The 24475-nt window shown below is 71.3% G+C and carries 24 protein-coding genes; 6 read left to right on the top strand and 18 right to left on the bottom strand.

Annotated features, from left to right (window positions below; genetic code table 11):
• Positions 1 to 65 precede the first annotated feature (65 nt).
• Complete coding sequence (locus tag AB0947_RS33750) at positions 66 to 821, bottom strand: hypothetical protein (protein ID WP_366754177.1); 756 nt, start codon at positions 819 to 821, stop codon at positions 66 to 68.
• A gap of 604 nt (positions 822 to 1425) precedes the next feature.
• Between AB0947_RS33750 and AB0947_RS33755 the strand changes: the two genes are divergently transcribed.
• Both AB0947_RS33755 and AB0947_RS33760 read left to right on the top strand, forming a co-directional pair.
• Complete coding sequence (locus AB0947_RS33755; RefSeq protein ID WP_366754178.1) at positions 1426 to 1761, top strand: acyl-CoA dehydrogenase family protein; 336 nt, start codon at positions 1426 to 1428, stop codon at positions 1759 to 1761.
• A 106-nt stretch (positions 1762 to 1867) separates the two neighbouring features.
• Complete coding sequence (locus tag AB0947_RS33760) at positions 1868 to 2641, top strand: acyl-CoA dehydrogenase family protein (protein ID WP_366754179.1); 774 nt, start codon at positions 1868 to 1870, stop codon at positions 2639 to 2641.
• Between the two features lie 665 nt (positions 2642 to 3306).
• On the opposite strand, the gene AB0947_RS33765 is transcribed toward AB0947_RS33760, so the two are convergent.
• Positions 3307 to 4443 (bottom strand): HoxN/HupN/NixA family nickel/cobalt transporter, encoded by a 1137-nt coding sequence (locus AB0947_RS33765; protein WP_366754180.1) that lies wholly within the window; start codon positions 4441 to 4443, stop codon positions 3307 to 3309.
• A gap of 188 nt (positions 4444 to 4631) precedes the next feature.
• Here AB0947_RS33765 and AB0947_RS33770 point away from each other — a divergent pair, with 188 nt between their 5' ends.
• A complete protein-coding gene (locus tag AB0947_RS33770) occupies positions 4632 to 4838 on the top strand; it encodes a hypothetical protein (RefSeq protein ID WP_366754181.1) in 207 nt (68 codons plus the stop codon).
• Positions 4839 to 5266: 428 nt separating this feature from the next.
• On the opposite strand, the gene AB0947_RS33775 is transcribed toward AB0947_RS33770, so the two are convergent.
• The 3 genes from AB0947_RS33775 to AB0947_RS33785 form a co-directional block, all read right to left on the bottom strand.
• Positions 5267 to 5557, bottom strand: coding sequence for a hypothetical protein (locus AB0947_RS33775; protein WP_366754182.1), 291 nt, complete (start codon positions 5555 to 5557; stop codon positions 5267 to 5269).
• A gap of 63 nt (positions 5558 to 5620) precedes the next feature.
• Complete coding sequence (locus AB0947_RS33780; RefSeq protein ID WP_366754183.1) at positions 5621 to 6337, bottom strand: hypothetical protein; 717 nt, start codon at positions 6335 to 6337, stop codon at positions 5621 to 5623.
• 868 nt (positions 6338 to 7205) lie between these two features.
• A complete protein-coding gene (locus tag AB0947_RS33785) occupies positions 7206 to 7679 on the bottom strand; it encodes a VOC family protein (RefSeq protein WP_366754184.1) in 474 nt (157 codons plus the stop codon).
• A 334-nt stretch (positions 7680 to 8013) separates the two neighbouring features.
• Here AB0947_RS33785 and AB0947_RS33790 point away from each other — a divergent pair, with 334 nt between their 5' ends.
• On the top strand, positions 8014 to 8757 hold the full coding sequence (locus tag AB0947_RS33790; RefSeq protein WP_366754185.1) for a hypothetical protein: 744 nt from the start codon (positions 8014 to 8016) through the stop codon (positions 8755 to 8757).
• A 62-nt stretch (positions 8758 to 8819) separates the two neighbouring features.
• Positions 8820 to 9191, top strand: coding sequence for a hypothetical protein (locus tag AB0947_RS33795; protein ID WP_366754186.1), 372 nt, complete (start codon positions 8820 to 8822; stop codon positions 9189 to 9191).
• 104 nt (positions 9192 to 9295) lie between these two features.
• Here AB0947_RS33795 and AB0947_RS33800 read toward each other — a convergent pair whose 3' ends face one another.
• Positions 9296 to 9481 carry a hypothetical protein gene (locus AB0947_RS33800; protein WP_366754187.1) on the bottom strand — a complete coding sequence of 62 codons (186 nt, stop codon included), beginning with the start codon at positions 9479 to 9481 and terminating at the stop codon, positions 9296 to 9298.
• Positions 9482 to 9826: 345 nt separating this feature from the next.
• Here AB0947_RS33800 and AB0947_RS33805 point away from each other — a divergent pair, with 345 nt between their 5' ends.
• Positions 9827 to 10324: a hypothetical protein gene (locus AB0947_RS33805; RefSeq protein ID WP_366754188.1), complete on the top strand. Its 498-nt coding sequence runs from the start codon at positions 9827 to 9829 to the stop codon at positions 10322 to 10324.
• 220 nt (positions 10325 to 10544) lie between these two features.
• On the opposite strand, the gene AB0947_RS33810 is transcribed toward AB0947_RS33805, so the two are convergent.
• From AB0947_RS33810 to AB0947_RS33865, 12 genes are all read right to left on the bottom strand, one after another.
• Complete coding sequence (locus AB0947_RS33810) at positions 10545 to 11609, bottom strand: sugar kinase (RefSeq protein WP_366754189.1); 1065 nt, start codon at positions 11607 to 11609, stop codon at positions 10545 to 10547.
• Positions 11606 to 12526 carry an SMP-30/gluconolactonase/LRE family protein gene (locus tag AB0947_RS33815; RefSeq protein WP_366754190.1) on the bottom strand — a complete coding sequence of 307 codons (921 nt, stop codon included), beginning with the start codon at positions 12524 to 12526 and terminating at the stop codon, positions 11606 to 11608. The genes AB0947_RS33810 and AB0947_RS33815 overlap by 4 nt, the downstream gene beginning before the upstream one ends.
• On the bottom strand, positions 12523 to 13155 hold the full coding sequence (locus AB0947_RS33820) for a bifunctional 4-hydroxy-2-oxoglutarate aldolase/2-dehydro-3-deoxy-phosphogluconate aldolase (protein WP_366754191.1): 633 nt from the start codon (positions 13153 to 13155) through the stop codon (positions 12523 to 12525). Before AB0947_RS33820 ends, AB0947_RS33815 begins: the two co-directional genes overlap by 4 nt.
• Before the next feature lie 23 nt (positions 13156 to 13178).
• Positions 13179 to 14063 carry a hypothetical protein gene (locus AB0947_RS33825; RefSeq protein WP_366754192.1) on the bottom strand — a complete coding sequence of 295 codons (885 nt, stop codon included), beginning with the start codon at positions 14061 to 14063 and terminating at the stop codon, positions 13179 to 13181.
• 5 nt (positions 14064 to 14068) lie between these two features.
• Positions 14069 to 15214, bottom strand: a complete 1146-nt coding sequence (dgoD, locus tag AB0947_RS33830) for a galactonate dehydratase (protein WP_366754193.1) — start codon at positions 15212 to 15214, stop codon at positions 14069 to 14071.
• A complete protein-coding gene (locus AB0947_RS33835) occupies positions 15211 to 15948 on the bottom strand; it encodes a FadR/GntR family transcriptional regulator (protein WP_366754194.1) in 738 nt (245 codons plus the stop codon). The genes dgoD and AB0947_RS33835 overlap by 4 nt, the downstream gene beginning before the upstream one ends.
• A 109-nt stretch (positions 15949 to 16057) precedes the next feature.
• Positions 16058 to 16828: a glucose 1-dehydrogenase gene (locus AB0947_RS33840; RefSeq protein ID WP_366754195.1), complete on the bottom strand. Its 771-nt coding sequence runs from the start codon at positions 16826 to 16828 to the stop codon at positions 16058 to 16060.
• Positions 16829 to 16877: 49 nt separating this feature from the next.
• Positions 16878 to 18977, bottom strand: coding sequence for an alpha-galactosidase (locus AB0947_RS33845; RefSeq protein ID WP_366754196.1), 2100 nt, complete (start codon positions 18975 to 18977; stop codon positions 16878 to 16880).
• Entirely contained in the window at positions 18974 to 19837 is an 864-nt protein-coding gene (locus AB0947_RS33850) for a carbohydrate ABC transporter permease (RefSeq protein WP_366754197.1), read from the bottom strand. The genes AB0947_RS33845 and AB0947_RS33850 overlap by 4 nt, the downstream gene beginning before the upstream one ends.
• Complete coding sequence (locus AB0947_RS33855; protein ID WP_366754198.1) at positions 19837 to 20772, bottom strand: sugar ABC transporter permease; 936 nt, start codon at positions 20770 to 20772, stop codon at positions 19837 to 19839. The genes AB0947_RS33850 and AB0947_RS33855 overlap by 1 nt, the downstream gene beginning before the upstream one ends.
• 1 nt (position 20773) lies before the next feature.
• Positions 20774 to 22063 carry an extracellular solute-binding protein gene (locus AB0947_RS33860; RefSeq protein WP_366754199.1) on the bottom strand — a complete coding sequence of 430 codons (1290 nt, stop codon included), beginning with the start codon at positions 22061 to 22063 and terminating at the stop codon, positions 20774 to 20776.
• Between the two features lie 113 nt (positions 22064 to 22176).
• Entirely contained in the window at positions 22177 to 24321 is a 2145-nt protein-coding gene (locus AB0947_RS33865) for a glycoside hydrolase family 27 protein (RefSeq protein ID WP_366754200.1), read from the bottom strand.
• Between the last annotated feature and the right edge of the window lie 154 nt (positions 24322 to 24475).

The raw sequence follows: 24475 nt of genomic DNA on the forward strand, positions 1-24475 counted from the left end.
GGTGTCCCTCCCGGTCCTATTGCTCACGTCAGTGAGTCAACCGCAGTGGCGCGTCACCGCGCCTCTCAGGGCCTCGTTGTTCCTTCGAGCCGCAGGTTGCTGATGTCGATCGAGACGAGCAGTTCGTCACGTAGCGGCGAACCTGCGGTGTCCCGTCGGTAGGCACGCCGCGCGGTCGGGAACCGCACACCATCGACGTCGACGAAGTCGTGCACATACTGTGCGGCGGCCAGATCACCCGCGATGTCGACTCCGTAGTCATGGCGACGCAGGAGGTTGTCCGGCCCGAAGTAGAAGTCCTGGACCCTGCTGTGGCCCGCGAAGGACGCGGGGAAAGTGGCCCGCAGGCCTCGCCAGCGCTCGCCGTCCTCCCACAGCGGTTCGAGCACCGAAGTCTCGACACCGGGCATGGCGAGGAAGAACGGGGTGGTGAGATAGGTCCACAAGGCGTAGCCGTTGAAGTAGGCACGGTCCAGCGCGTCCCAGGGCGTCGACAACGTGTGGCCGTCGAACGACGCCCTGGGGTTGAGACGCTCCGCGACGATCCGTCCGTCCAGCTTCTCGATCGCGATGCGGTCGGGTGTGAAGTCGGTCCGCTGGTCGGACGCGCCGAAGGGGTGGACCGACGCGTGCTGGGCGTGCGCGGTCACGGTCATCTCCCGGGGATCGGCATCCTGGACGACGCCCTTCATCGCCCATAGCCGACCGCCGGTGACGATCGTGGCTCTCACCGTCTGTACCAGACGCCACCGCTCCAGCCCGCCGTGCGCCGCGAGCACGTCGTGCAGCAACGCGTTTCCTTGTGTCTCCTGCGCGTGCATGGTGATAACGCTCCCCTCGGTGAAACGGGATGATCGGATGTGCCGGACCACGCCGGTGCCGGGTGTCGCCGACGGCCGGCCGAGACAGCGGTGGTGCCGCGTCGCCATGCAGGCGGTGCGGACCGCGCATAGCGTCCCGGCGACCCGTCGCCTCGCGTGACACCCTCACGCCCCGACCGCGGTCCGTGCGGGCCGCGACGAACACGACGGTCCATGACCCGCACGGGTGCGTCCTCTTCCCACGGGTCGATCACCTTCTGGAAGAGCGGGTGTCGCGGGACATGCGACGCGGCCAACCGAGCGCCGGCTACAAGGCCCGATCCGAGGGGAGACACCTTGCGCGAGGGCGTGCGCGGGCGCTCCCTGACGCAGAGGTCCGCGTCGGATCCGGGCCGTCCGGCACAATAGGAGCCTATACTCGCAATCTCGGGTCGGCAATGGACTGCCGTTCGGGACGGTCCCGGAACGCCGACCGCGGAGCAGGCCTCCGGTCTCCTCCGGTCACGGCCGGAGCGCAGCACAAGCCCCGCCCGGCGGAAGGCTGGCACGCTGTCCCTGCCGGCCCGCGAGTGAGAGGGGACCGCGGCCCTCGAACGACGTGCTCATGGACCTCATGCTCACTCCCGAGCAGCGGGACCTGGGCGACGCGGTTCGCGCCCTGCTGACCGGGGCGTACCCGACCACCGAAGACCGGCGCATGAACACGGAAGCCGCTCCCTGCTTCGCCGAGCACGTCTGGTCGCGACTGGCCGACATGGACATCCTCGGGCTGCCCTTCCCCGAGGAGCACGGCGGCATGGGCGCCGGCCCCGTCGCAGTCGGCCTCGTGGCCGAGGAGATGGGCCGCGTCTCGCCCGTGAGCCGTTCACCGACCGCACCGTACCGGCGGGCGGCCTCATCACCGCGGCAGGCACCGGCCGGTGGAAGGGCGAGCTGCTGAGCGGCCTGGCGGACGGATCCCTCATAGCCGCCTTCGCGCACACCGAACCAGGCAGCCGCCGGAAGACCCGGGCCCTCCAGGTCCGGGCCCGTGAGCACTACGGCACGTGGATCCCGCCCGGCACGAAGAACACGGTGCCCCCGGCGCCCGGGCCGATCTGCTCGTCGTCAGCGCCGCGAACGACGCCGGTACCGGACTCTTCCTGGTCCCCGCCGAACAGGCCACCCGCCACGGCTACCGCACCTACGACGGCGGCCGCGCCGCTGCGCTCACCCTGGCCCCCACACCCGCCACCTCGCTCGGCACCCCTGGAACCGATCACACGCCGATGATCGACCGCGTCACGGCGCACGCCCTCGTCGCCCAGTGCAGGGAAGCGATCGGTGCCATGGACAGTGCGCTCCGCATCACGACGGACCACCTCCGCTCCCGCCGCCAGTTCGGCGTGCGCCTCCGGGCCGCCGACATGTACGTCTCTGTGGAACTCGCCCGCAACACGACACTTTGGGCAACCATGGTCCTCGCCGAAGCGGACTGCGACGTGATGGAGGTCGCGTCCCGGGCCAAGCTCCAGGTCAGCCGCGCCGCGCGGCACATCATTCAGGAAGCCGTACAGCTCCACGGTGCCATCGGCCTCACGGCCGAATACAGCATCGGCCACCACATGACCGGCTCACCGCGCTCAACCACCTCCTCGGCGACGGCCACCACCACCTCCGGCAGCTCTCCCGCTCACTCAGCGACCACGGCATCCTCAAACCGCTCGCCGACGCGGCCTGAGGCAGAGCGGCGCAAGCATAATCTTGCTCCTCTAGCGGCGGGGGGGGGTCGTACGGACCTCTGCCCGGCTCCACGGCTTCCGCCGCTGCGGGTGCGCTGAGGAACGGCGAGCAGACATGTACGAGGTGTTCCTCGAACGCGCCTACTGTGGTGATGGATCCCATTCATGGCCGCACGGTTCGTGTGAGCCGTTGTGCTGGACGCCGCCATCATAGGGCGGCACGAACAGGACGAACTGGTCGGTGACCCAAGGGTCTGCCGTCGCCAACTGTCCCGTGATCCAGGGGTCGGGGCGGCCGCTTGCCATCCGGCTGTGGTCGGCGTACCGGCCTCGCGGGCATCCACGGTAGTGAAGACTCGAGAAGCGGACCTCGTACTGGTCGACGCGGGGGCGGTGACGCCCATGGTCGGGCACGGCAGCCGCGCCTTCGACTGCTGCGACCTGGCCATGTGTGCGCTCATGGGCCTGAGAGACGGATGCGGTTGCAGAACCGCTGGGGGCCAGGAGAGCACCTCCAGCGAGCGCTGCGGAAACACTGGCGGTTGCTATGCGGTGCGTCAGCTTGTTCATGGCTTCTTCCTTTCGTTACCGGTCCATCGTCGTGACCGCCGCTGCTCGCGGTCGGCGTCCGTGCCGGCTGACGTGGAGGTCTGCGTTGCTTGTTTCGTTCGGCTCAGTCGTTGTTCGGGGCGGGGAAGGAGGGTGGTGGCGGCCAGCTGGGTCATGACAGCCAGTCGGTGTGAGGGGTGGCCCCCTGGGCGACATCAGCTCGTGCTGGTCCGGCTGCCTGCGTGGTTCCAGCGACGTTCGACCTTGGCGAAGTGCCAGTAGCCCAAAGCGCAAGCCCACACGGCCACGAAGACGCCGACCATGACGAACCCGGCATTGTTCAGGTCGATCCCGGAGATCCAGCCTGTTGCCGGGTCGGTCAGGCGAAGCTGGTCGTGCAGGCAGCCGACCAGTTCGATCGTGCCGATCAGGAAGGCAACCGTGATGGACAGGCCGGTGATGGTGAGGTTGTAGTAGACCTTGCGGACCGGGTTGGAGAATGCCCAGTGGTACGCGAAGTTCATGAACGTGCCGTCAAGGGTGTCGAACAGGCTCATGCCAGCGGCGAACAACAACGGCAGGCAGACAATCGCGTACCACGGCAGTCCGGCTGCGGCACCGGATCCGGCCATCACCATGAGTGTGACCTCGGTGGCCGTGTCGAATCCGATCCCGAAGAGCAGCCCTATCGGAAACATCTGCCCAGCCCGGGAGACGGACCGGGTGAGCCGGCCCAGAATGCGGTTCATGAGGCCACGGCTGTCCAGGTGCTTGGCCAGCTCGTGCTCGTCGAACTGCCCTGCGCGCATCGCCCTGAATACCCGCCATATGCCGGCCAGCGCCACCAGGTTGAGCGCGGCGATCAGGTACAGGAAGCTGCCAGAGGCCACCGTGCTGATGAGGCCCAGGTGGTGACGCGTGCTGGAGTCGTCGCTGGCAAGGGTCGTCGTGAGCCGCGCGCCCGCGGCGATCCCCACCGCCAACAGCACCACGACGGTGGAGTGGCCCAACGCGAACCAGAAGCCAACGGAGAGCGGGCGCTTGCCGTCCGCCATGAGCTTGCGGGTGGTGTTGTCAATGGCGGCGATGTGGTCGGCGTCGAAGGCGTGCCGCATGCCGAGGGTGTACGCGGTCACGCCGAGCCCGAGGCCGAAGACCTCCGTACCCGCTTTGTAGTGGTGTGGAACCACGAGTGCGGCCAGGATCCCGAACGCCACCAGGTGCAGTGCCGCGATCACAGCCAGAAGCCCCCCGGCGCGCCACCAGTCACGGCGCTCCCAGCGGATGGTCTGAGCGGCCGGTGCCGCGTCGGCGCGGACAGCGGTCTGGGAACGCGTTACGGGTGGAGTCATGGGGGTCGGCCTCTCCAGTGACTTACGGGGGGGAACTCGTGCGGTACGGCGGCCGGAATGACGGATGGCACATGAAACTCCGGAGTGCTGGGGGTGCCGGGGAGGTCCAGTGCCCCCTGCCGATGGCAGGCCAGCGGGGTGTGCGCCGGGGGATGCCGTTCCACAATACGAGCATATACTCGTAACGGATGGTTCGCCAGCCCGCCCACGGACGGGCCGTCTCCTCGACGACCCGGCTCAACGACACCACGCCCCGCCTCGTCACTGCACGCCGCGCCGCCCCCATGGGCCCCCTGCCCCAGGAGCCGCTCATCGCCGTCCGCGCCCTCGCGGCCCACGACCCGGTCGAACCCACCTGCACCATCGCCCGTGCCGGCCTACCCGAACCGTGGTGACCCTCCCCGACGGCACCTCATCCACCCTCCCCGTCCCTCCAGGCCCGCCGCTGGCCGCGATGGACACCGCCCCCTTTCCCGCGACGACGACCTCACTGCCCGAGGGAAACGGGCTCGAGATGGATGCTGCCGCCTTGCCTAGGAGGCGTAGCACCCACAGGTTCACCGCGTCCGCTCCTGGACGACGCCCGCGACAGCCCCCTGTCCGGCGTGCGCACAGCGTCGAACGCGGTGAGATGCGGCGTGGCCGCACGGGCGAGACCCTGCTACTGCTCGCCCGCACCAAGATGCTGCCCGGCGAGCGGGTGATGACCTGCAGCCTGCCGACAGGCCCGGAAGCCGCACCGGTCGCCTGCACGACTGTCCGCCAACGGCGCATGGCCTGGGTCTGGAGGCGGCGTCGACCGACGACCTCATCATCAGCGAACTCAGCCCAGATTGAGGCCGACCGCGCGGAGCGCTGCTGACACGTGTGTCCCGGCATCGAGTCCCGCGCGCCGGGCGAGGCCGGCCGGTGGCGTGCCGTGCACCTGATCAGCGACGACCTGACGCGCCGCGGTCAGGAGCAGGTCACGGTCAATGTCGGCATCGGCCCGCATCACGTGTTTCGAGGGCCTCGGTCCGACGCGGTCAGTTGAGCGGCACGAGCATTCGGCCGACGGCCTCATCGGCATGCTGACGGGTGCCACGGCCAGGCCGCGCACGGTTGTGAGGTCCACCTGCCACCTTGCGACCTCCCCCCTCCACCGCCTGACGTCCAATCAATTAGGGCCCCGGCAAGCTCAGATGAACAGGACGCTCTCGACATCGATGGTGACGAGTTCCGTGTCTCGCAACACCGTCCCGTCCTCGCTCACCCGGTGGACCCGCCGCCGGGTCGGGACCATGATCCCGTCGAACTCACGATAGTCCGAGGTGTAGTGCGCGGCGGGACCCGCGTTGATGACCTCGGCAGTGTAGTCATGCCTGCGCAGCAGGCCGTCGGAGCCGAAGTGAAACACCTGCTGGGGGCAGTGCGTCGCGACGTGGTCCGGGAAGGTGACCTGCAGGCGTCTCCAGGTCTCGCCCTCCTCGATGATCGGCGGCAGCTCGACAGCCTCGAACCCGGGCCAGCCGAACGTGAACGGGGCCGTCAGATACGTCCACATGGCATACCCGGCGAAGTAGGCGACCTGCAGGTCGTCCCAGCGGGAGTGCAAGTCGCTCGGGAACGAGGCGCGAGTGTCGAATCGCTCGGCCTTCACCTCACCGCTGACGGTCTCCACGGCCACCCGTTCGAAAGTGAAGGACGTTCGCAGGTGCGGAGCGGTGAAGGGGTAGTGGCTGACATGTTGCCGGTGCAGGTCGACCCGAACAGCCACATGGCGCAGAATTCCCTCTCGCCCCTTCAGCGGCCACAGGGAACCCCCGACGCGAATGTGCGCGGTGGCCGAGCCGTATCGGTCGTAACGGCCCAGACCGCCGTGTGCCTCGATGGCGGTGCTGATCAGGTCCTCCATGGCGGGACCTCCCTTGAGATGCAGTGACTGTGATGTGCTCCGTTCGGCCGCGAGGCGAGTCGTCGGCCGCTCTTTAGGAGTATATGCTCCTAACCGCCGGGGCGAGATGCGCCGTGACATCACCCTGCCCAGGGACCGGACTCCCGAGCCGGCCTCCGCTCTCCGGCGTCGCGGGGCAGGCGGACGGCACAGTGACACACCTGGGCGAACCAGGCTCCTCCACTCAGCCAGGCGTCATGGCGGCCGAGTCGCAGTGGTCACAGTGCCGTACGCCCGGACCGGGGCACGGCAGTTCCACGTCCGCAACCGAGGTCGACGGTGCGGGCCGGCGGTGCACGTTGCGGGCCTCGCGCCGGGCAGTCCGGGCCCCCGGGGCGGACAGGTAGGCGATGGTTGTCTCACCGGCGTCGGTGTCCGCACCCTAGTCCCACCAGCCGTCGCCGACCTCCCACAGCGAGCACATTGAGCCATCCGTCAGGCCGAAGTCGTGCCGGGCCAGGCATACCCACACACCATTGCCCTAGGGACCGAACGGACTGTGGTGGTCACCCTTCCATTCGTCCAAATTCGATGACGCAGGGGCGCTTCGGCGAAGTCGTCGGGGACCGCCTCGTCGCCGGCAAACCTGCAGGGTCTACGTCGCCCGCCAGGAACCGGCCCACATCACAAAGTACGTCCTGCCGCTGACCGGCGAACGGCGGGCGGCACTGGAGGCATGCGCGCAGACCTATGGCCGGACGGCGGCCGCCTACGCCACAATCGGCGCGAACCAGGCCGCGGCCGCCGCGCTCGCCGGCACCGATCTCACACCGCACCGCCTGTAACCCGGCGACACATTGATCCGTTCCGCTCGCGCAACGTGTTCCCGTCAGCGTCCGGGGAACCGCTCCGTGATCTCCTGGAGCACCCACCCGTTGCCGTCCGGGTCGCTGAACGAGGCGTAGGAGCAGTAGGTGGCGCGCTCGGGGTGCGGGCCGTCCAGGCGCTTCTGTCCCGCGCCCCGGTGGGTGACGGTTCCGCCCTCGTGACCGTGGAACAGCACACCCCCCTCATCGTGGAACACCTCGCTCACCTCGACACCCCTGCCGCCGATCTCGGCGCGAGCCTGCTCGATGTCGGGAACGATCAGGTAAAGGCCTTGGGCCGAGCCGGGTTCCGCGGAGGTCATTCCGTTGCCGAAGAGGATCGAGCATCCGGAGCCGGGGGGTGTGAAGTGCACCAGCCGGTAGTCGTCGCTGAACGTCTGATCGACGTCGAGGCGGAACCCGAGCCTGTCATAGAAATCCTTGGCCCGGTCGACGTCGGACACGGGCAGCACGATGGCTTCGAGTTTGAGGTCCACGAGATGTCTCCGTTCGGAGAGGAACGACTGCCCGGGTCGGGGTGGGCAGTTCACTCCCACCGCCATCACGGGTGAGAGGGCCGCTTCGGTCGTGGTTGACGCTTACGCCTACGGGGAGCGTGGCCGTCCATCACAGCCACCATAGTGGCGGGGTGTGCCGTCAGCTACCGCAGCCGTCTAGCCATTGCCACCCGAGAATTAGGAGCATATGCTCCTAGCCGTGGAGGAGGGATGCCTCCTGCCACACGAAGGCGACACGCTCCGCGCTGCGGCCCGGCGACCCGCCGTGTCCACCGGCGCGACTGCGAGCCTTCCCGAGAGCACAGGAGTCTTCATGATCACGTCTGTCAGGAAGAAGGCGCTGGCCGCCGCGGCGGTGACGGCCCTGGTCGGCGGTTTTACCGCCGCGGGAGCAGTCTCCGCCGATGCGGCCACGCCGGAGTGCGGCGACAGCTGTATCCAGATCTACAGCGTCCGGTCCGGCACCGCGCAGCAGCCGAACCTGGTGGAGACGGTGTATGGGGGTGAGGCGAGGGCGGGCCAACCGACCGTGATGCGCCCCGTCAGCACCTCCGATCCGGCCGGAGACATCGTCGGGCACCGCGCGGGCCCCGTGTCCGACTTCTACAAGGCCGGCCTCGTGTCCGCCGAGGTGAACCGGCACTACGGCAGCCTGCGCGCCGTGGAGGTCGAGTTCGCGCCGCACGGCACACGCACGGGGCTGTGTGCCGGTCTCGCCGACATCGCGTACCAGAACGAGGGGCTCACCCTCCAGAAGTGCGGTGTGTCCGCCAAGACCGTGTGGATCATCGACACCCAGGACTCCCCCACGACCGCCCCGCAGGGACACTTCCCCCTCGTCAACGGCTCGACGACGAACTTCACCCACCCCTACGCGATGACCTTTACCCGTGACGCGCAGGGGCACGAGGCATCCAGGACCGGAGCAACTGGGCATCACGCCCGCACGGGGCCTCACGCCCACCACAGCGCCGTTCCCGCGCAGATCCGGGTCGCCAGGCTGATGGGCAACCCGTCCCACGTCCCCGACGGCCAACTCTGGGGCACGACGAAATAACGAACCGAACGCCCCCCAGCAGCGCCCGCCCGCGAGCGGGGCGGTTGGAGTACGGCATCACGATGGGTGCTGGGCACCGGCGCAAGGGCTACGCGGCAGAAACCGCCGGACGGCGGATCACCGTCGATGGGGCGGCCTTCCGGGAGGCGGTGCGGACCGGTCCGGTCCGCGGAGTCCGCGGGCAGGACGGTGACTCCAGTGGCGTCAGCGTGCTCCGGGTGGGCGGGGACGGCACGCTCACCCTCTGCGAGGACGGTGAGGAGGAGCCGGACGACATCGGCGTCAACCGGGAGTTCCTGCTGGACCTCCTGGCCGCCGGCGCCCAGGAGCGGCTGTCCCTCGAACTGGGCGCTCCCATGGCACCCCTGGCCATCCGCCGCCCGGACGACGACGGGGCGTTCTCCCTGCTGATGCCGGTCCGTCTGGAGGACTGACTCCGACAGCGGGCCGGACGCAAGGGAAGGCCGGGCCGAGGCGAGGCATCAGTCGTCCCCCTCTCATTCCCCACCCCGACCCGGTGGCGCCCGGGCCCGGTCGGTCAGTGGGTCGCCGTCGCCTCGAGGTCCACCTCGCCGGCGTCGATCAGGGCCCGGCGCAGTTGTTCCGTCGCGGCGGGACGCCCGGCATCAGGCAGCGCTACGGCGCCCTTCAGCAGCGTGCGGGCGTGGCGGCGGACATCGGCGTCGTACAAGGGGCCGGGACCGGGGCGGGTGAGCAGGTGCAAGGCCAGAAGTAGGACATCGGGGCTGCGCGGATGGGCGGCCGCGCGTTCGGCGAGCGGTAAGACCCGCGGCCAGGAAGGCTTCGCCGCCGCGGTGGAACTCGCCAAGGAGAACCAACCTGGTCGCCGACCCGGCCGACGCGCACGTGGTGACGATGCTGATCGACGACTGCCACGACATCCCGTGGCTCACGGCAGTCGTCCGCATCAGTTCTTCGACCTGCACGCTCTCGCCCGTGTCGCTGACATCTTCGTCCCCGCCGCGTCTGCGTTGCATGCCGTATGGCCCGGCGTCCTCCCGGACCTGCCGTCCGTGACACCTACCCGTTTGCCGCCGATCGGCCGGCCGTGCCGGGTGAGCCGGCCGAAGCCGTCCAGTTGCGCCAGGGTGATGGCCGACACGGTGATCGAGGGCGGCTGGACCCCGTCAGAGCCCGTTCACAGCGCGCTGCGGACCGTGCCCGCCATCGTTTCGCCCCGCAGGCGAGCCCCGCGGCCGCGTACGACGGCGGCGACCGGGCCGTCATCACCCGCCGCGACGAGACCGGGACAGCGATCAGCAATGTGTCCGCGGCCCGGCTCCGCGCCGACATGATCGAGAGCCTGCGTCATCGGCCGGGTTCCGGTGGCTACGACGCCGAGCTGATCACCCACGTCGCCGGGCCCCATGGGCGGGTGGTGACCGTCGACATCGGCCCATGGGTCGTGCGCCGCACCCGCGCCTTTCTCACGGAGGCCGGCAGCGGACACGTCACCGCCGTCGAGCCCGACGCGGCGCTCGGCGCGCCCGCCCAGCTTGTGCCCCGCGGCGGCTTCGACGGCAGCCTTATCACCTACAGCTGCTGAGACATCTCCCCTGCCTGGCGCGAGTTTCTCTGCATCAAGTCAAGCAGGAGGCTGGGCGACCGGATCACGGTTCGGGAAGACCTGCTGGGGCTTCCCGAACCCTGGCTTCCGTACGGGCCCGAGGACCGGGACACCACCGGGATCACCGTCGCCACGACGATCCGGCTCACGCCGCTGGTCGGTGCGTCCGTCTTCTACGCGGGCAGCGGCGGCGCGCCGGTTAACGGGCGGCTCCGCCTGGCGCGTACCCCGTACAGGGAGGAGTTCGCTCCCGCACCAGGCCGGCTGCCTCCCACTCCGGGCCCGGCAGGGCGAGGAGCCGTTCGATGTGGGTCGGCGCCGGCAATGGGCCGTGGTCTCCTGTCACCCGCAGCGCCGACACCGCCGTGATGTGTCCCAGTCTGAGCGCCCGCGCCGTCGTGAGGCCCCTCAGCAGGCCCGCGAGGAAGCCCGCGGCGAAGGCGTCGCCGGCGCCCACGGGTTCGACCACGGCCGTCCGTAGCGCCGGCACGGCGAACACACCTTGGTCGGTGAAGGCGGTGGCGGCGTGGGCGCCGTCCTTGACCACCAGGATGCGGGGATGCGGGAGCAGGTGCCGCACGTCGGTCACCGTCAGGTCCTCGCCCCACAGGCCCTGCGCCTCGTCGAGGCCGACGAAGACGATGTCCGCCCGGTCGGCCAGCCGGCGCAGCACGGGGGCCGCGGTGCCGTCGGGCCACAGGGCGGGTCGGTGGTTGACGTCGAAGCTGACCGCGTGGGAGCGCGCGTCCACGGGAGTGGTCAGTGCCTTGGTGACCAGTTCCCGGCAGGAGGGCGACAGGGCCGGGGTGATGCCGGTGAAGTGCAGCAGCGCCGCCGAGCGGACGGGCTCCTCGTCCAGCAGTTCCGGACCGAGTGTGGAAGCCGCCGAACCCGCTCGGTAGTAGTGCACGCGCGTGCCGGTGGCAGGGCCGGGGCTCTTCACCAGCAGACCCGTTGGGTGCCGGGCGTCGGTGCGCACGCGCGAGACGTCGACTCCGGCGGCGGACACCGTGGCGCGCACGCGTCTGCCCAGCGGATCGTCCCCCAGGGCCGAGAGCCACGCGACCGGGATGCCGTGGTCGGCCAGGTACATGGCCACGTTCGACTCCGCTCCCGCCACCGACAGTCTCAACTGCTCGGCCCGCTCCAGCGGTTCGGGCGGATCGGGCACCAAGGCCGCCATCGTCTCGCCGACGCACACCACGTGCCCGGCGGCGGGGCGCCACGGCTGTCCCGTCGCGGTTTCCGTGCCGGCTCCGGTCATGCGAGTTCCCTTCCGGATGCCTCGCCCCGAGCCTCCGCCGGTGTCACCGGCAGGGTGGAGACGGTCGGCCGGTAGGACGCGGCCGGGCTGCCCGGCACCTCGACCCGGACGCTGAACACGGCGCCGTCATGCGGCCCGGCCGGGTCGAGGCCCAGCCGAGCGGTGGTGATGTGCAGGACGTCTCCTTCCAGGCACACGCCGGCCGGCCGGCTCGCGGGCAGCCGCAGGGTGCGGTCCAGCGTGCCGTCAAAAAGGTGACGGCGTACCGTTCCACTGCCCCAGACGGCGATCCACACGGCGCCTTCCGCATCGATCGCCATCCCGTCGGGGCTGCCGTCGTCCACGGTGACGAAAACCTCGGGGGTACCGAGCCGGGCGGTCCGCGGGTCGACCGGATAGCGGCGGACGACGCCCCGGGCGCTGTCGGCCAGGTACATCGAGCGCCCGTCCGGGGTGAACACCGGGCCGTTGGGCACGGTGATGCCGTCCAGGACGCGTTCGACCGTGCCGTCGTGGTCGACGCAGTAGAGGGCACCGGCGTCCTCCTCGGCGTCGTAGCCCATGCTGCCCGCCCAGAACCGGCCCGAGGGGTCGGCCGCGGCGTCGTTCATGCGCCTGCGCGGTACGGAGCCGTCCTCCGGGCGCGCCAGCCAGCGGGTGGCGCCGTCGGGGTGGAGGAGGCAGATGCCGGTTCCCGCGGCCGCGATCCAGGTGCCCGGGAGACCGGCCACCGGGGCGACCGCCCCCAGCGGAACCGGGAGGTGCGCGACGGTCCGCAGCGGGGCCGTGGGGTCGTCCGGGGCCGCGAGGAGGCGACCGGCGAGGAGGTCCACGAGGACGACACCGGTACCGGTCCAGCGGATGCCCTCACCGAGTTCAAGGCGGTCGGGGCGGGTGGGGCGGGGCTCCGCGGTCACGGCGCCACCTCCCGTACGACGGTGCGGAAGGCGCGGGCGCGGGTCCTGAGCGCGTCGACGCTGCCGCCGTCGGCGGCGTCGCCGACGAGCGGGGAACCGACACCGACCGCCGTCGCCCCCGCGGCGAGGCAGGCGCGGGCCACGGCCTCGTCGACTCCGCCCACGGGGACGAACGCGGCGTCGGGGAACGGGCCGCGCAGGGCCTTCAGGTACGCTGCTCCCCCGGCCTGGGCGAGCGGGAAGACCTTCAGCGCCGCCGCACCCATGCTCCGGGCGGCGATCACGTCGGTCGGGGTGAACACACCGGCGAGCACCGGCAGGCCCAGGTCGTGTGCGGCGGGTACGGCTTCGCCCAGGCCGGGCGTGACCACGAACGTCGCTCCCGCGCGGTGGGCGGCACGCGCGTCGTCAGCGGTCAGAACGGTGCCCGCCCCCAAGGGGCGGTCGGGGCCGAGGAATTCCCGGGCCCGCGCGATGACGGTGAGGGCGTCCGTGCCGGTGAGCGACACCTCTATGAGGTCGATGCCCTCCTCGGCCAGGGTCAGTACGGTGCGCAGCGCGGCGTCGGCGTCGCGTCCACGGACGATGGCCAGCAAACGGTGGGCCGCGAGTGCGGCGGGCAGATCCACGAACGGGTCTCCTTGCTGGGGGATCAGGGGCAGCGGCAGGTGGTGGTGAGCGTCAGTCGCCAGCGCACCTCTCCCGTGGCGGGCACCTCGGCGGCGTCCCCGGGGCCGGCGTCGGCGAGGTCGAAGACGCGGCCGAGCATCGGCTCGACGCCCGTGCTGCGGTAGGGGTTCGCCTCGGGGAAACCGCCGAGGTTGCGCCACAGAGCGATCGACACGGGTTGCCCGGCTCCGGAGTGCCGGCCCGCCGGTCGAGCGACCGCCTGCTGATCGGCCACCGGGTGTCCGGCCACGGTGTCCGTGGTCACCCGTACGCTCAGGGACAGCCGGTCGTGGTCGTCGTGCACGCAGCACAGGTGTGTGTCCACGACGGCTCCCACCGCGGTGCCGTCGTCGGGGCCGAGCCGGTCGAGGGCCAGTCCACGCGGAGCGGGCCAGGAACCCGCGACCCAGGGCGCGCCGTCGGGCCACGGCTCCTTCAGCAGGGGGGCGGCTTCGGGGAACAGGCGGGTGGTCGCGCCGCCGGTCATGTGGAGGGTGGCGCGCTCCGAGAGGTCGAGCAGGGCGTGCGCCGCCCAGAGGAAGCGGAAGCCGGGTCCGGCGGTCAGCGTGTAGTCGGCTTCCGCCCCGTCGGGCGTGGCGCGGAGGGTGCGGGTCAGGGTGAAGGCGGCGCAGTCAACCCGTTCGGTGTCTCCGTCCCGGGTCCACGGGCGGGACCAGGCGTCGCCGTGGTCGGGGCGGCCCCGGACGGTGGGCACGCATTCCTCGAGTCCGCCCGCGTCGACGAACGCGTCGCCGGGGACGGCGTCGTCCCGCTCCGGTGCGTGCCGGTGCCAGAGCCATTCACGGCCGCCCGCGCGCAGCGAGGTCCAACGGCCGCCGCGGTCCGGGTCTGTGACGACGTCGAGCATGCGGGTCACCATTCCGCGAACGAGCCGTCGGGGTGCCGCCACACGGGGTTGCGCCAGGCGTGCCCGCTCCGGTCGGCCGCGCGTACGGCCGCCTCGTCCAGGGTGATGCCGAGGCCGGGGACGTCGTTGCGGCGGGCGTGACCGTCGACGAACCGGAACGGTTCGGGATCGGCGAGGTAGGAGAGGAGGTCGGCGTCCTTGTTGTAGTGGATGCCGCGGCTCTGCTCCTGGATGAGGAAGTTCGGGGTGGCGAAGGCGATCTGGAGGCTGCCGGCGAGGGCGATGGGGCCGAGGGGGCAGTGCGGGGCGAGCTGGGCGCCGAAGGTGTCGGCGAGTGCGGCGATCCGGTGCACCTCGGAGATGCCGCCCGCGTGGGACAGGTCGGGCTGGGCGACGGCGATCCCGGCGGTGAGGACGGGCAGGAACTCGCCGCGGGAGTAGAGGCGTTCGCCGGTGGCCAGCGGCACCGGGCCGGCGGTCACGAGACCGGGCAGCAGGTGGTTGTGCTCGGGGAGGACCGGCTCCTCCACGAACAAGGGGTGCAACGGCGCCACTTCGGCGAGGGCGCGGCGGGCGCTGGCGGCGGTGAAGCGGCCGTGGAAGTCGACGGCGACGTCCCGGTCGGGGCCGAGCACCTCCCGGGCCGCCGCCACCCGGGCGACGACGGCCGCCGTCTCGGCCGGGGTGGTGATCGGTGAGGTGGCCCCGGCGGCGTTCATCTTCACCGCCGTGAACCCGGCCTCCACCTGGGCCGCTATCTGGTCGGTCAGCTCGGCGGGCTCGTCACCGCCGACCCAGGCGTAGACCCGGACGCGTTCGCGGACGGGCCCGCCGAGCAGGGCGTGCACGGGGGCGCCGTAGGTCTTGCCGGCGATGTCCCACAGGGCCTGGTCGAGGCCGGCGACCGCGCTGGAGAGCACGGGGCCGCCGCGGTAGAAGCTGCCCTTGGTGAGCACCTGCCAGTGGTCCTGGATGCGCAGCGGGTCCTTTCCGAGAAGGTATTCGGCGAGGACGTCGACGGCGGCGCGGACCACCTCGGCGCGTCCCTCCACGACGGGTTCGCCCCAGCCGACCACGCCGTCGTCGGTCTCGATCCGGCAGAACAGCCAGCGCGGCGGTACCAGGAACGTCTCAATGCGGGCGATCTTCACTTGCCGCCGGTGCCTTTCGTGTCGTCGGGGCCGTCGATCCGGTCCAGGTCGCGCCCGGCCTGTTCGAGGAGGGCGTGCATGGCGGCTTCGGCGGCCCGCGGGTCCTGGTGGCGTACGGCGTCCAGGACGGCGCGGTGGGCGGGAACCGGGTCCTCGCTGTGCGGGGAGCTGTGGACCAGGCGGTCGCGGTGGGCGAGGCCCGACTCGATCACCATCTCCATGCGTTCCAGCAGCTCGTTGTGGGTGGCGGCGAGAAGGGCGCGGTGGAAGGCGAGGTCGGCCTCGACGGCGTGGACGGGGTCGGTGTCGTGCTCCCCCATCGCCGCGAGGGCGGCGTCCAGGGCCGCGAGGTCGTCGTCGGTGCGGCGCTCGGCGGCGAGGCGGACGGCGGCCGGCTCGATGATGGCCCGCACCTCGGCGAGGTTGTGCAGCAGCGCCCGGTCGGTCTCGCCGGCGCGGCCGCCCTGGAACTGCCAGCGCAGGACGTCGGCGTCGAGGAGGTTCCAGTCCGCGCGGGCCCGGACGAAGGTGCCGCGTTTCTGCCGGGCGTCGACCATGCCTTTGGCGGCCAGCACCTTCAGGGACTCGCGCAGGGCGGTGAGGCTGACGTCCAGTTCGCTCTGCAACGCCACCAGGTCGAGCGTGGCCCCCTCGGGGATCTCGCCGCCCAGGATGCGGCGGGCCAGCGCCTCCACCGTCTGGCCGTGCACGCCGCGGCGGGCGTAGGGCGTCATGTCGTACAGCCTTTCTCTCGGGATGCGCACGGGTCGGACGGATCCGGATGCGCACGTGTCGGACGAGTATGGCCGGGTGCGCACGGGTCGCGTGAGCGGACGGCGGTGGTCATGCGGACGCCTTGGTGACGCTCCAGCCTCCGTCGACGACGAGGTGCGCGCCGGTGATGAAGGAGGCCTCGTCGGCGCCGAGGAAGGCGATGGCCGCGGCGACCTCCTCGGGGGCGCCGAAGCGGCGGGCGGCGGTCGCGGCGACGCTCAGCTCGCGTTCCTCGGGCGGCACCCTGTCCCAGGCCGCGGTCAGCACCGGTCCCGGCAGGACGGCGTTGACGCGCACCTCGGGACCGTATTCGACGGCGAGTTGGCCGCACAGGGAGAGCAGCGCGCCCTTGGAGGCGGCGTAGGCGGGATGGCCGGGGATGCCGGCGTGGGCGTGGACGGAGGAGGTGAGCACGACGGCTCCCCGACGGGAGCGGAGGTCGGGCAGGGCCGCCCGGAAGCCGAGGAAGGCGGCGGTGACGTTGACGGACAGCTGCCGCTGCCAGGAGGCGAGGGTCATCTCGTGGGCCGGGGTGACGTCGACGGTGTAGGCGTTGCTGACCAGCACGTCGACGGGCCCGTAGGCGTGGGCGGCGGAGACGATCCGCTGCCAGTCCCGCTCGGCCGAGACGTCGGCGGGCACGAAGTGGGCCCGGCCGCCGTCCTGGGTGATGCGCGCGGCCACGGCCTCGCCGGGTTCCTCGGCGATGTCGGCCAGGATCACGGCGGCGCCCTCCTGGGCGAGGCGTTCGGCGGTGGCGGCCCCGATGCCGGAGGCGGCTCCGGTGATCACGGCCGTGCGGCCGGTGAAGCGGGCGCCGTGCCGTCGTGCGGGATCCATGGGGCGGGGCTCCTTGTCGTCTGGGTGGCTTGCGGCGTGCGGGTGCGGGCTACTGCCGTGTCAGTACGACCAGGTCGGCGTCGTGGTCGGCGGTCCACGCGCAGGGCAGCCCGTAGTGCAGCAGATGGGCGCCGCTGTACGTGGTCGCGGTGGCGGCGTCCCGGTAGGCCGCCGTGGGGTCCAGGCCGCGCAGCCGCAGCCGGGCGGGGCGGCCCGGCACGAGCGGGGCGCCGTCGAGCGGGCCGGTGCTGAAGGCGGCGACGACGGTACGGCGACCGTCTGGGGCGTCGTACTGCACTCCGCAGGTGGCGTCCCCGGGAGAGCCGAGCAGGCGGGTGTCGCCGTGGTGGATGACGTCCCGGACGTCCTTGTACCGGGTGATCCAGCCGGCTGCCTCGGCGCGCTGTCCGGGCGTCCAGGTCCGCAGGTCGGCGCCGATGCCGAGGACGCCGCACATGGCGGTGACGAACCGGAAGGCGAGGCTGCGCGGGCGGGGATCGAAGACGCCGGGGGCGTCGGTGACCCAGGAACTCAGCACGTGCGGGGCGTGGGCGTGCAGGAAGCCGTACTGGACGCGGAGTCGGTCCAGGGGTGCGGTGTTGTCGCTGGGCCAGACGACGTCGGTGCGCGCGAGGGTGGCGTGGTCGATCCGGCCGCCGCCGCCCGCGCAGCCCTCGATGGTGACGTGGGGGTGCGCGCTGCGCAGGTGGTCCAGGACGCGGAGGTAGCCGTGGACGTGCTCGGCGTCGAGGTCCAGCCGGTCCGCGGGGCCGGCGCCTGGGCGGCCGCGTTCGGTCGGCGGGCGGTTCATGTCCCACTTCAGGTAGTCGATGGTGTGGCCGGTCAGCAACCGGTCCAGGGTGGCGAGGACGAAGTCCTGCACGTCGGTGCGGCCGAGGTCGAGCAGGAGCTGGTTGCGCACGCGGCGGGCCGGGCGGCCCTCGATGCTGTAGGCCCATTCCGGGTGTTCGGCGTGCAGGCGGCTGCCGGGACTGACGGCCTCGGGTTCGATCCACAGGCCGAAGTCCAGCCCGAGGGCGCGGACGTCGTCGACGAACCGGTCGAAGCCGTGCGGGAAGGCCACCGGGTCGGGGTACCAGTCGCCCAGTCCCCCCGTGTCGTCGGCCCGGCCGGTGAACCAGCCGTCGTCCACCACGAACAGCTCCGCGCCGAGGTCCGCCGCCGCCTTGGCCAGCTCCAGCTGGCTCTCGGCGCCGATGTCGAAGCCGGTGGCCTCCCAGGAGTTGTACAGGACCTTGCGGGGGCGGTGCAGGCGCTCGCCGGCGAGGCGGCGCTCGTAGCGGTGCCAGACGCGGGAGAGTCCGTCGAGTCCGTCCGGGCTGAAGGCGCAGGCGAGGCGGGGGGTGGTCAGCGTGTCGCCGGGAGACAGGTGTACCGCGCCCTCGTGCGGTACGCGTCCGGCGCGGACACGTACCGCGCCGCCGGGCTCGGCCTGCGCGGTGATGTGCCAGTTGCCGGGCCATTCCAGGGCGATGCCGTAGGCGGGGGCGGGGGCGTCGGGGGGTGCCGTCGCGTCCTGGACGGCGAGCCAGGGGGCGTACGCGTGACCGGGCACACCCTGGGTGCTGCCCATCGTGAACGTGCCCCGGGCCAGGTCGAGTTGGGTGTGCTGGAACTCCTGGGACCACTGGCCGGTCAGGTACGTCAGCCGGGCGGCTGCGGTGACCGGGATGTTCACGGCGGCGGAGTCCAGGCGTTCCAGCCGTAGTTCCTCCTCGCCCGTGCAGGTCAGTTCGGTCCAGCGGTGCAGGACGTCGGTGCCCGGCACGGTGGCGTAGCACAGGGTGGTGCGCAGGCCGAGGAGGTCGTCGGTGAAGGTGAGCCGGAGCGTGCCGGGCTCCTCGTCGGCGCCCTCGAAGCTCCACCACACGCCGCGCTCGGAGCCGGGCCGGGCGGCGACGAGATCGGCGCCGGTGAACGGGCGCAGTCCGTGCGGCACGTACTCCGCGGGGGCGGCGTCCGCCGGGGTGATGAAGTGGGTGCGGTGGGACCAGTCCAGTGCCGACGGCCCGTCCTCGACGCCGTGCGGTCCCCAGGCGTGGAGTTCCGCCCAGGGGCCGTCCGGGGAGAGCCGGACGGTGTAGCTGGTGTGCTCGGTGCGCAGCGTCCAGCGCTGGTGCGGGGTCACTTCACCGCTCCGAGGTTGAGGCCGGCCACGAAGTGGCGCTGGAAGCGGAGGAAGACGGCCACGGTGGGTGCGGCGGCGATGACGGATCCGGCGGCGATCACGTTCCACATGGACACGTACTGGCCCTGGAGGCCGATGAGCGCGGCGGTGATCGGCATCTTGCTGTCGTTGCGCAGGACGGTGATCGCCCACAGCAGGTCGTTGAAGATCCAGGTGAAGGACAGCGCGCTGAGCGCGGCGAGCGCGGGCCGGGTGAGCGGGAGGATGACGCGCCAGAAGATCTGCCAGGGGCCGGCGCCGTCGACGACGGCGGCCTGCTGGATCTCGGCGGGGATCGAGCGCATGAAGCCGTGCAGGACGAACACGTAGAAGCCGACGCCGAAGCCGATCTGTACGCCGATCAGGGCGGGCAGGGTGTCGTAGATGCCTATGATCTCGCTGAGCTTGGAGACCGGGATGAGGAGGATCTGCGGGGGCAGCAGGTTGCCGCCGAGCATGAGCAGCAGCAGGGAACGGCGGAAGGGCATCTCGTAGCGGCTGAGGGCGAACGCCGCCATGGCGGCCAGGGCGAGGGTCGCCAGGACGCAGGGGACGGTGACGATCAGGCTGTTGATCAGGGCGCGTTGCTGGCCGCCGTCGACCCAGGCCTGCCGGAAGTTGTCCAGTGTGAAGGAGCGGGGCCAACTGCCGAGGCCGTGCGCGGCGATGTCGTTGAAGGACCGCAGGCTGGTGACCACGACCAGCAGGATGGGCAGCAGCCACAGGATGGCCAGGGCTCCGGCGCCGAGGTGGAAGCCGGCGGTGGCGGCCCGCCGGCGGCGCAGCGCGCGGGCTGACGTGTGCGGGTCCGCGGCGGACATCAGTCGGCCTCCCGGAAGGCCCGGACCAGGTAGGAGGCGATGACCCCGAAGGCCAGCAGGAAGATGACGACGGCCAGGGCGGAGCCGTATCCGAGGCGCAGGGACTGGAAGGCGGTGGAGTACATGTAGGTGCTCAGCAGTTCGGAGGAGTGGTAGGGGCCGCCGCGGGTCAGGGACCAGACCACGTCGAAGGAGCGCAGCGAGTCGATGACGATGACGGACAGCACGACGGCGTTGACGCTGCGCAGCTGCGGGAGTGTCACATGACGGAGGCGCTGCCAGCGGCCGGCGCCGTCGACCTTGGCCGCCTCGTAGAGTGCCGGGTCGACGCCCTTCAGGCCGGCGAGGTAGAGGACCATCACGTAGCCGATCTGCCGCCACAGGGCGGGCACGATCACCGCGTACAGGGCGGTGCCCTGGTCGGCGAGCCAGGCGTGGCGCAGGCTGTCCAGGCCGACGGCCTCCAGGAGGCGGTTGAGCACGCCGTCGGGCTGGTAGATGGCCTGCCAGACCAGGGCGGTGGCCACCAGGGAGAAGACGACGGGCAGGAAGAGGGCCGCGCGGTAGAAGCCGATGCCCCGGCGTTCCTGCTGGAGCAGCAGGGCGGCGGCCAGGCCCAGCAGGGCGGACAGGCCGCCGAAGAGGAGCAGCCACAGGACGGTGTGGCCGGCGGCGCTGCGGAAGACGTCGTCGCCCGCCATCTCGCGGAAGTTGCCCAGGCCGACGAATGGCGGCGCGGAGACGCCATCCCAGCTGGTCAGGGCGAGGTAGAAGCCTTGCAGCGCGGGCCAGAAGACCCAGACGGCCTCGACGAGCAGGGGGACGAGGACGAAGGCGAGGACCAGCGGGGGTGTGCGGCGGGGGCCCCGGGCTCGGCTGCCCCGGGACGGCGCCGGGACCGGGGACTTGCGGTGCGGGGCGGTCAGGACGGCCATGTCAGGCGTTCCAGATCTTCTCGGCGTCGCGCTGCCAGTCCCTGAGGATGCCGCCGATCTCCTTCGGCCTGGCGATGAACTTCGTGAGCGCGGTGTCGGCGGTGGGCTGGAGGGCGTCGCTGGAGTCGCGGTTGAAGAACTGGGTGAGCTCGGCCGTCTGCTCGATGTGCTCGCGGCCCTTCTTCACCAGCGCCGTGCCCGCGTCCTCCGCCTCGGGGTTGCAGGGCAGGACGGTTCCGGACGAGCCCTTGATGTAGATCTCCTGCGCCTCGGCGGTGGCGAGGTACTTCATCAGGTCCAAGACCTGGTCGCGGCGTCCGGTGCGGGCGCTGGCGAAGTAGCCGTCAGTCGGGGCCTCTTCGGCGAGGGGGACCTTGGGGTCGATGACGGGGAACCGGAAGAAGTCGATGTCGTCGAGGGCGTTCTTGGGGGCGGCGTCGGCGAAGAAGGTGCCGATGAGCATCATGCCGGTGCGGCCGTTGAGCAGGGCGGTGCTGGCGTCCTGGAAGGCCACGGCCGTGCCGTTGGGGTCGAAGTACGGCAGCACCTCCTGCCAGCGGTCGAAGACCTTGCGCACCTCGGGGTCGTCGAAGCGGCGCTTGCCCGCGAGGAGTTGACGGTGGTAGGCGGCGCCGTTGATGCGGATGTCCAGATAGTCGAACCACGCCGATGCCACCCAGGGGGTGTTGCCGCCCGCGCCGAGTCCGATCGGCGCCACGCCCTTGGACTTGAGCTTGTCGCACAGGTCGAGGAACTCGTCCCAGGAGGTCGGCGCGCTCACGCCCCACCTGGCGAAGTTCGACTTCCGGTAGAACATGCCCCACCAGTAGTAGGTGGTGGGGACGAAGACCTTCTTGCCGGAACTCGCGGTGCACAGGCTGTTCAACGCCTTGGAGTACCGCTTGAGGTCGGGCGACGCGTTCCAGACGTCGTCGAGGTCCAGGAGCAGGTTCTTCTTGGCGTAGGTGTCCGCCACGGAGCCGGGGTACCAGGTGTACACGTCCGGCGGGTTGGCCGAGGTCAGGTAGGTCGGCAGCTGGGTGCGGAAGGTCTCCGCGGCCACCGTGTTCAGGTTGGCGCGGCCCTCACCCTTCTTGGCGTAGGCGGCGACGATGTCCTCCATCGCGGCCTTGGCCTGCGGTGCGGACAGGTTGGACTGGAGGGTCACCGGGCCCTTGGAGGAGGTCTTGGCGGAGGAGGTGGAGGTGACGCAGCCGCTGAGCAGCGCGGTCGCCCCGGCGGCTCCGAGTCCGGCGAGGAAGTGCCGGCGGCCGGGCAGGTGGTTCGTCATGGAGGCTCCCTGTGGATCGCCGCGGCGGGGCCGGCCCCTCTGACGGCCGGGCCCCGTTCGCGGCGGATCCAGAGTCGCGTGGCGATCCCGCCACGTCAATATTAATTACTAATTTATTTGAACTGGGCTCTGTGGACGTAGCCATCCACACCGCGGAACACCGCGTCGACCGACCCGTCCGGGCCCGCGACCGCGCCGAGCGAGCCCTCGAAGGCCGCGCTGGAGAACTCCTGTCGCTTGGTCCAGCCCTGCCACGCACCGCCGTCGTACCGCTGCTGCCACAGCGTGTAGTCACCCGCCCGCGCGTACAGCACCACGGCGTCCCCCACGGCGACGAGCGTCGGGCTGCCGCTCACCGTGCCGCCGAGCGACCTCCACGGCGACCACTGCCCCGACCCGTCCCGCGAACTGGTCCAGACGTCGTCCGCGGCGGTGCGTACGGCGACGTGGACACGCCCGTCCGCATCGACGACCGCGGACGGCCTGCCGTACACCGGCCGGTCACCGGGGGCGCCGAGTGACGACCAGTCGGACGAGGGGCCGCGCTGCACGACGCTCCCGTCGCCGCCGCGCGCGACGAGGGTCCAGTGTGCGGGATCGGTGAAGGCCACGGTCGGCGCGTCGATCAGGCGTCCGCCCAGGTCCTGCCAGTCGCCCCAGCGCCCGCCGGAGAAGATCCTGCGGTAGGCGCGGTCGTCGGTTCCGCGGACGAAGACGTCGATACGGCCGCCGGCGGAGGCGTAGGCGGCCGGCTGGCCGAGGATCCGTCCGCCGGCCGGGCCCGCGAGGTCCCTGGTCCGCGCCGGACGCGTGCCGTCCGCCGTGTGCTGGACGAGTGTGCCATCCGGTCCGCGGAAGAAGGTGGTCAGCGCGTCGCCGTCGCGCACCACGGCCGGGCTCGCCGAGGCCTTCCGCCCGAGGCTGGTGCCGGGCAGCGCGTCCTGCCCGGTGAGCCTGAGGAACGCGGTGCCGTGGGCGGGGACCTCGACGGTGTACGACCCGGTGTGCGCACCACGGTCGGCGTGTGCCCGCAGGTCGCGTACCTTGACGGATCCGCCGAGGGCGACGTCGGTGAAGCGCACAGTGCGCTCGGCCGGCTGGTCGGAGCGGTTGAGCATGACGACCGCGCGCTCGCCGCGTCCGGCCAGGACCTTGCTGTAGACGTCACCTACGGAGTCCGTGGCGACCCGGACCCCCTGGATGCCGAGCGGGTCCTGGTCGACGGCGAGGATCTCCGGGTTGCGCAGCGTCTCGATCATCGGCGGCGTCAGGGTGCGTGGATCGGAACCGAGGACGAGCGGGGAGGCCATCTCGGCCCACATCACGAACTGGGTGGTGGACTCCTCCTGCGTCAGCTCCAGGGAGCCGTCGGTCATGCGGCGCATGGGGATCAGGTAGTCCGGGTCGTTGTAGTGACCGGGTCCCTGGGCCTCCGGGTGCCAGGCGTTGGCGTCCATGTTGCGCAGGATGTTGGGCCACTGCCCCGGACTCGGGGTGCCCCAGGCGATGTCGGTGCCGGTGCGCCAGGAGTCCGCGATCGTCGGGGCGTAGGCGTAGGTGTTGTGCGCGTCCTGCCCGGGCGTATGCGGCAGGCCCCAGTCGTCGGTGAGCGGATTGCACAGGTTCAGCAACATCTTCCGGCCCGACTTGGCGACGGCGTCGCTGAACTCCTTGAACGCCGGCCCCGGATCGAGCTTCTCGCCGATGCCGCACAGGAAGTCGACCTTGATCGCGTCGATCTTCCAGCCGGCGAACTGCCGTGCGTCCTCGGCGTAGTGGCCCCGGCTGCCGAGCCCGCAGCTCTTGCCGCCGTCGTAGGTGCCGGCGTCGGTGTAGATGCCGGCCCGCAGGCCACGCTGGTGGAGGTAGGTGACGAGGGTTGGGATGCCCGACGGGAAGCGGTCCGGGTTGGCCACCAAGCGGCCCTGCGCGTCACGGGGGTTGTCGGCCTGCCAGCCGCCGTCGAGCCAGACGATGTCGTAACCGCTGTCGCGCAGACCGCTGCTGACCAGCTTGTCGGCGACCGCGCGCACCTCCTTCTCGGTGGGGGCGCCGAGGCCGTAGTACGTGTTCCAGCCCATGTAGGGCGTGGGGGCGAGACCGCTGTCGTAGTAGTCGGGCGCCCCCTGGTCCACCGCGGGGTCAGCCGTGGCCGGGGGGATCGCTGCCGTGGTGAGGACGACGGTGATCGCGGCGGCGAGGGTCAGCTTCGCGGACCGGTGGCGCGGGGGGCTGTGCGTGGGCGACTGGGAAGTCACGTGCCTCTCCCAGGGGTTGGGAAGCGGGTAGACGTGCGCCGGGCGCGTCCCTGCGGAAGGCCGACGTCACGGCGAAGACTGTGGCCCGTGGCCGAAACCCTGTCAATATTAATTACTAATTTAGTATCAACAGGAGCGGATGTACGCCCTGCCC

Origin of the sequence: Streptomyces sp. NPDC047841 (assembly GCF_040704085.1) — a bacterium.
Taxonomy (GTDB): domain Bacteria; phylum Actinomycetota; class Actinomycetes; order Streptomycetales; family Streptomycetaceae; genus Streptomyces; species Streptomyces argyrophylli.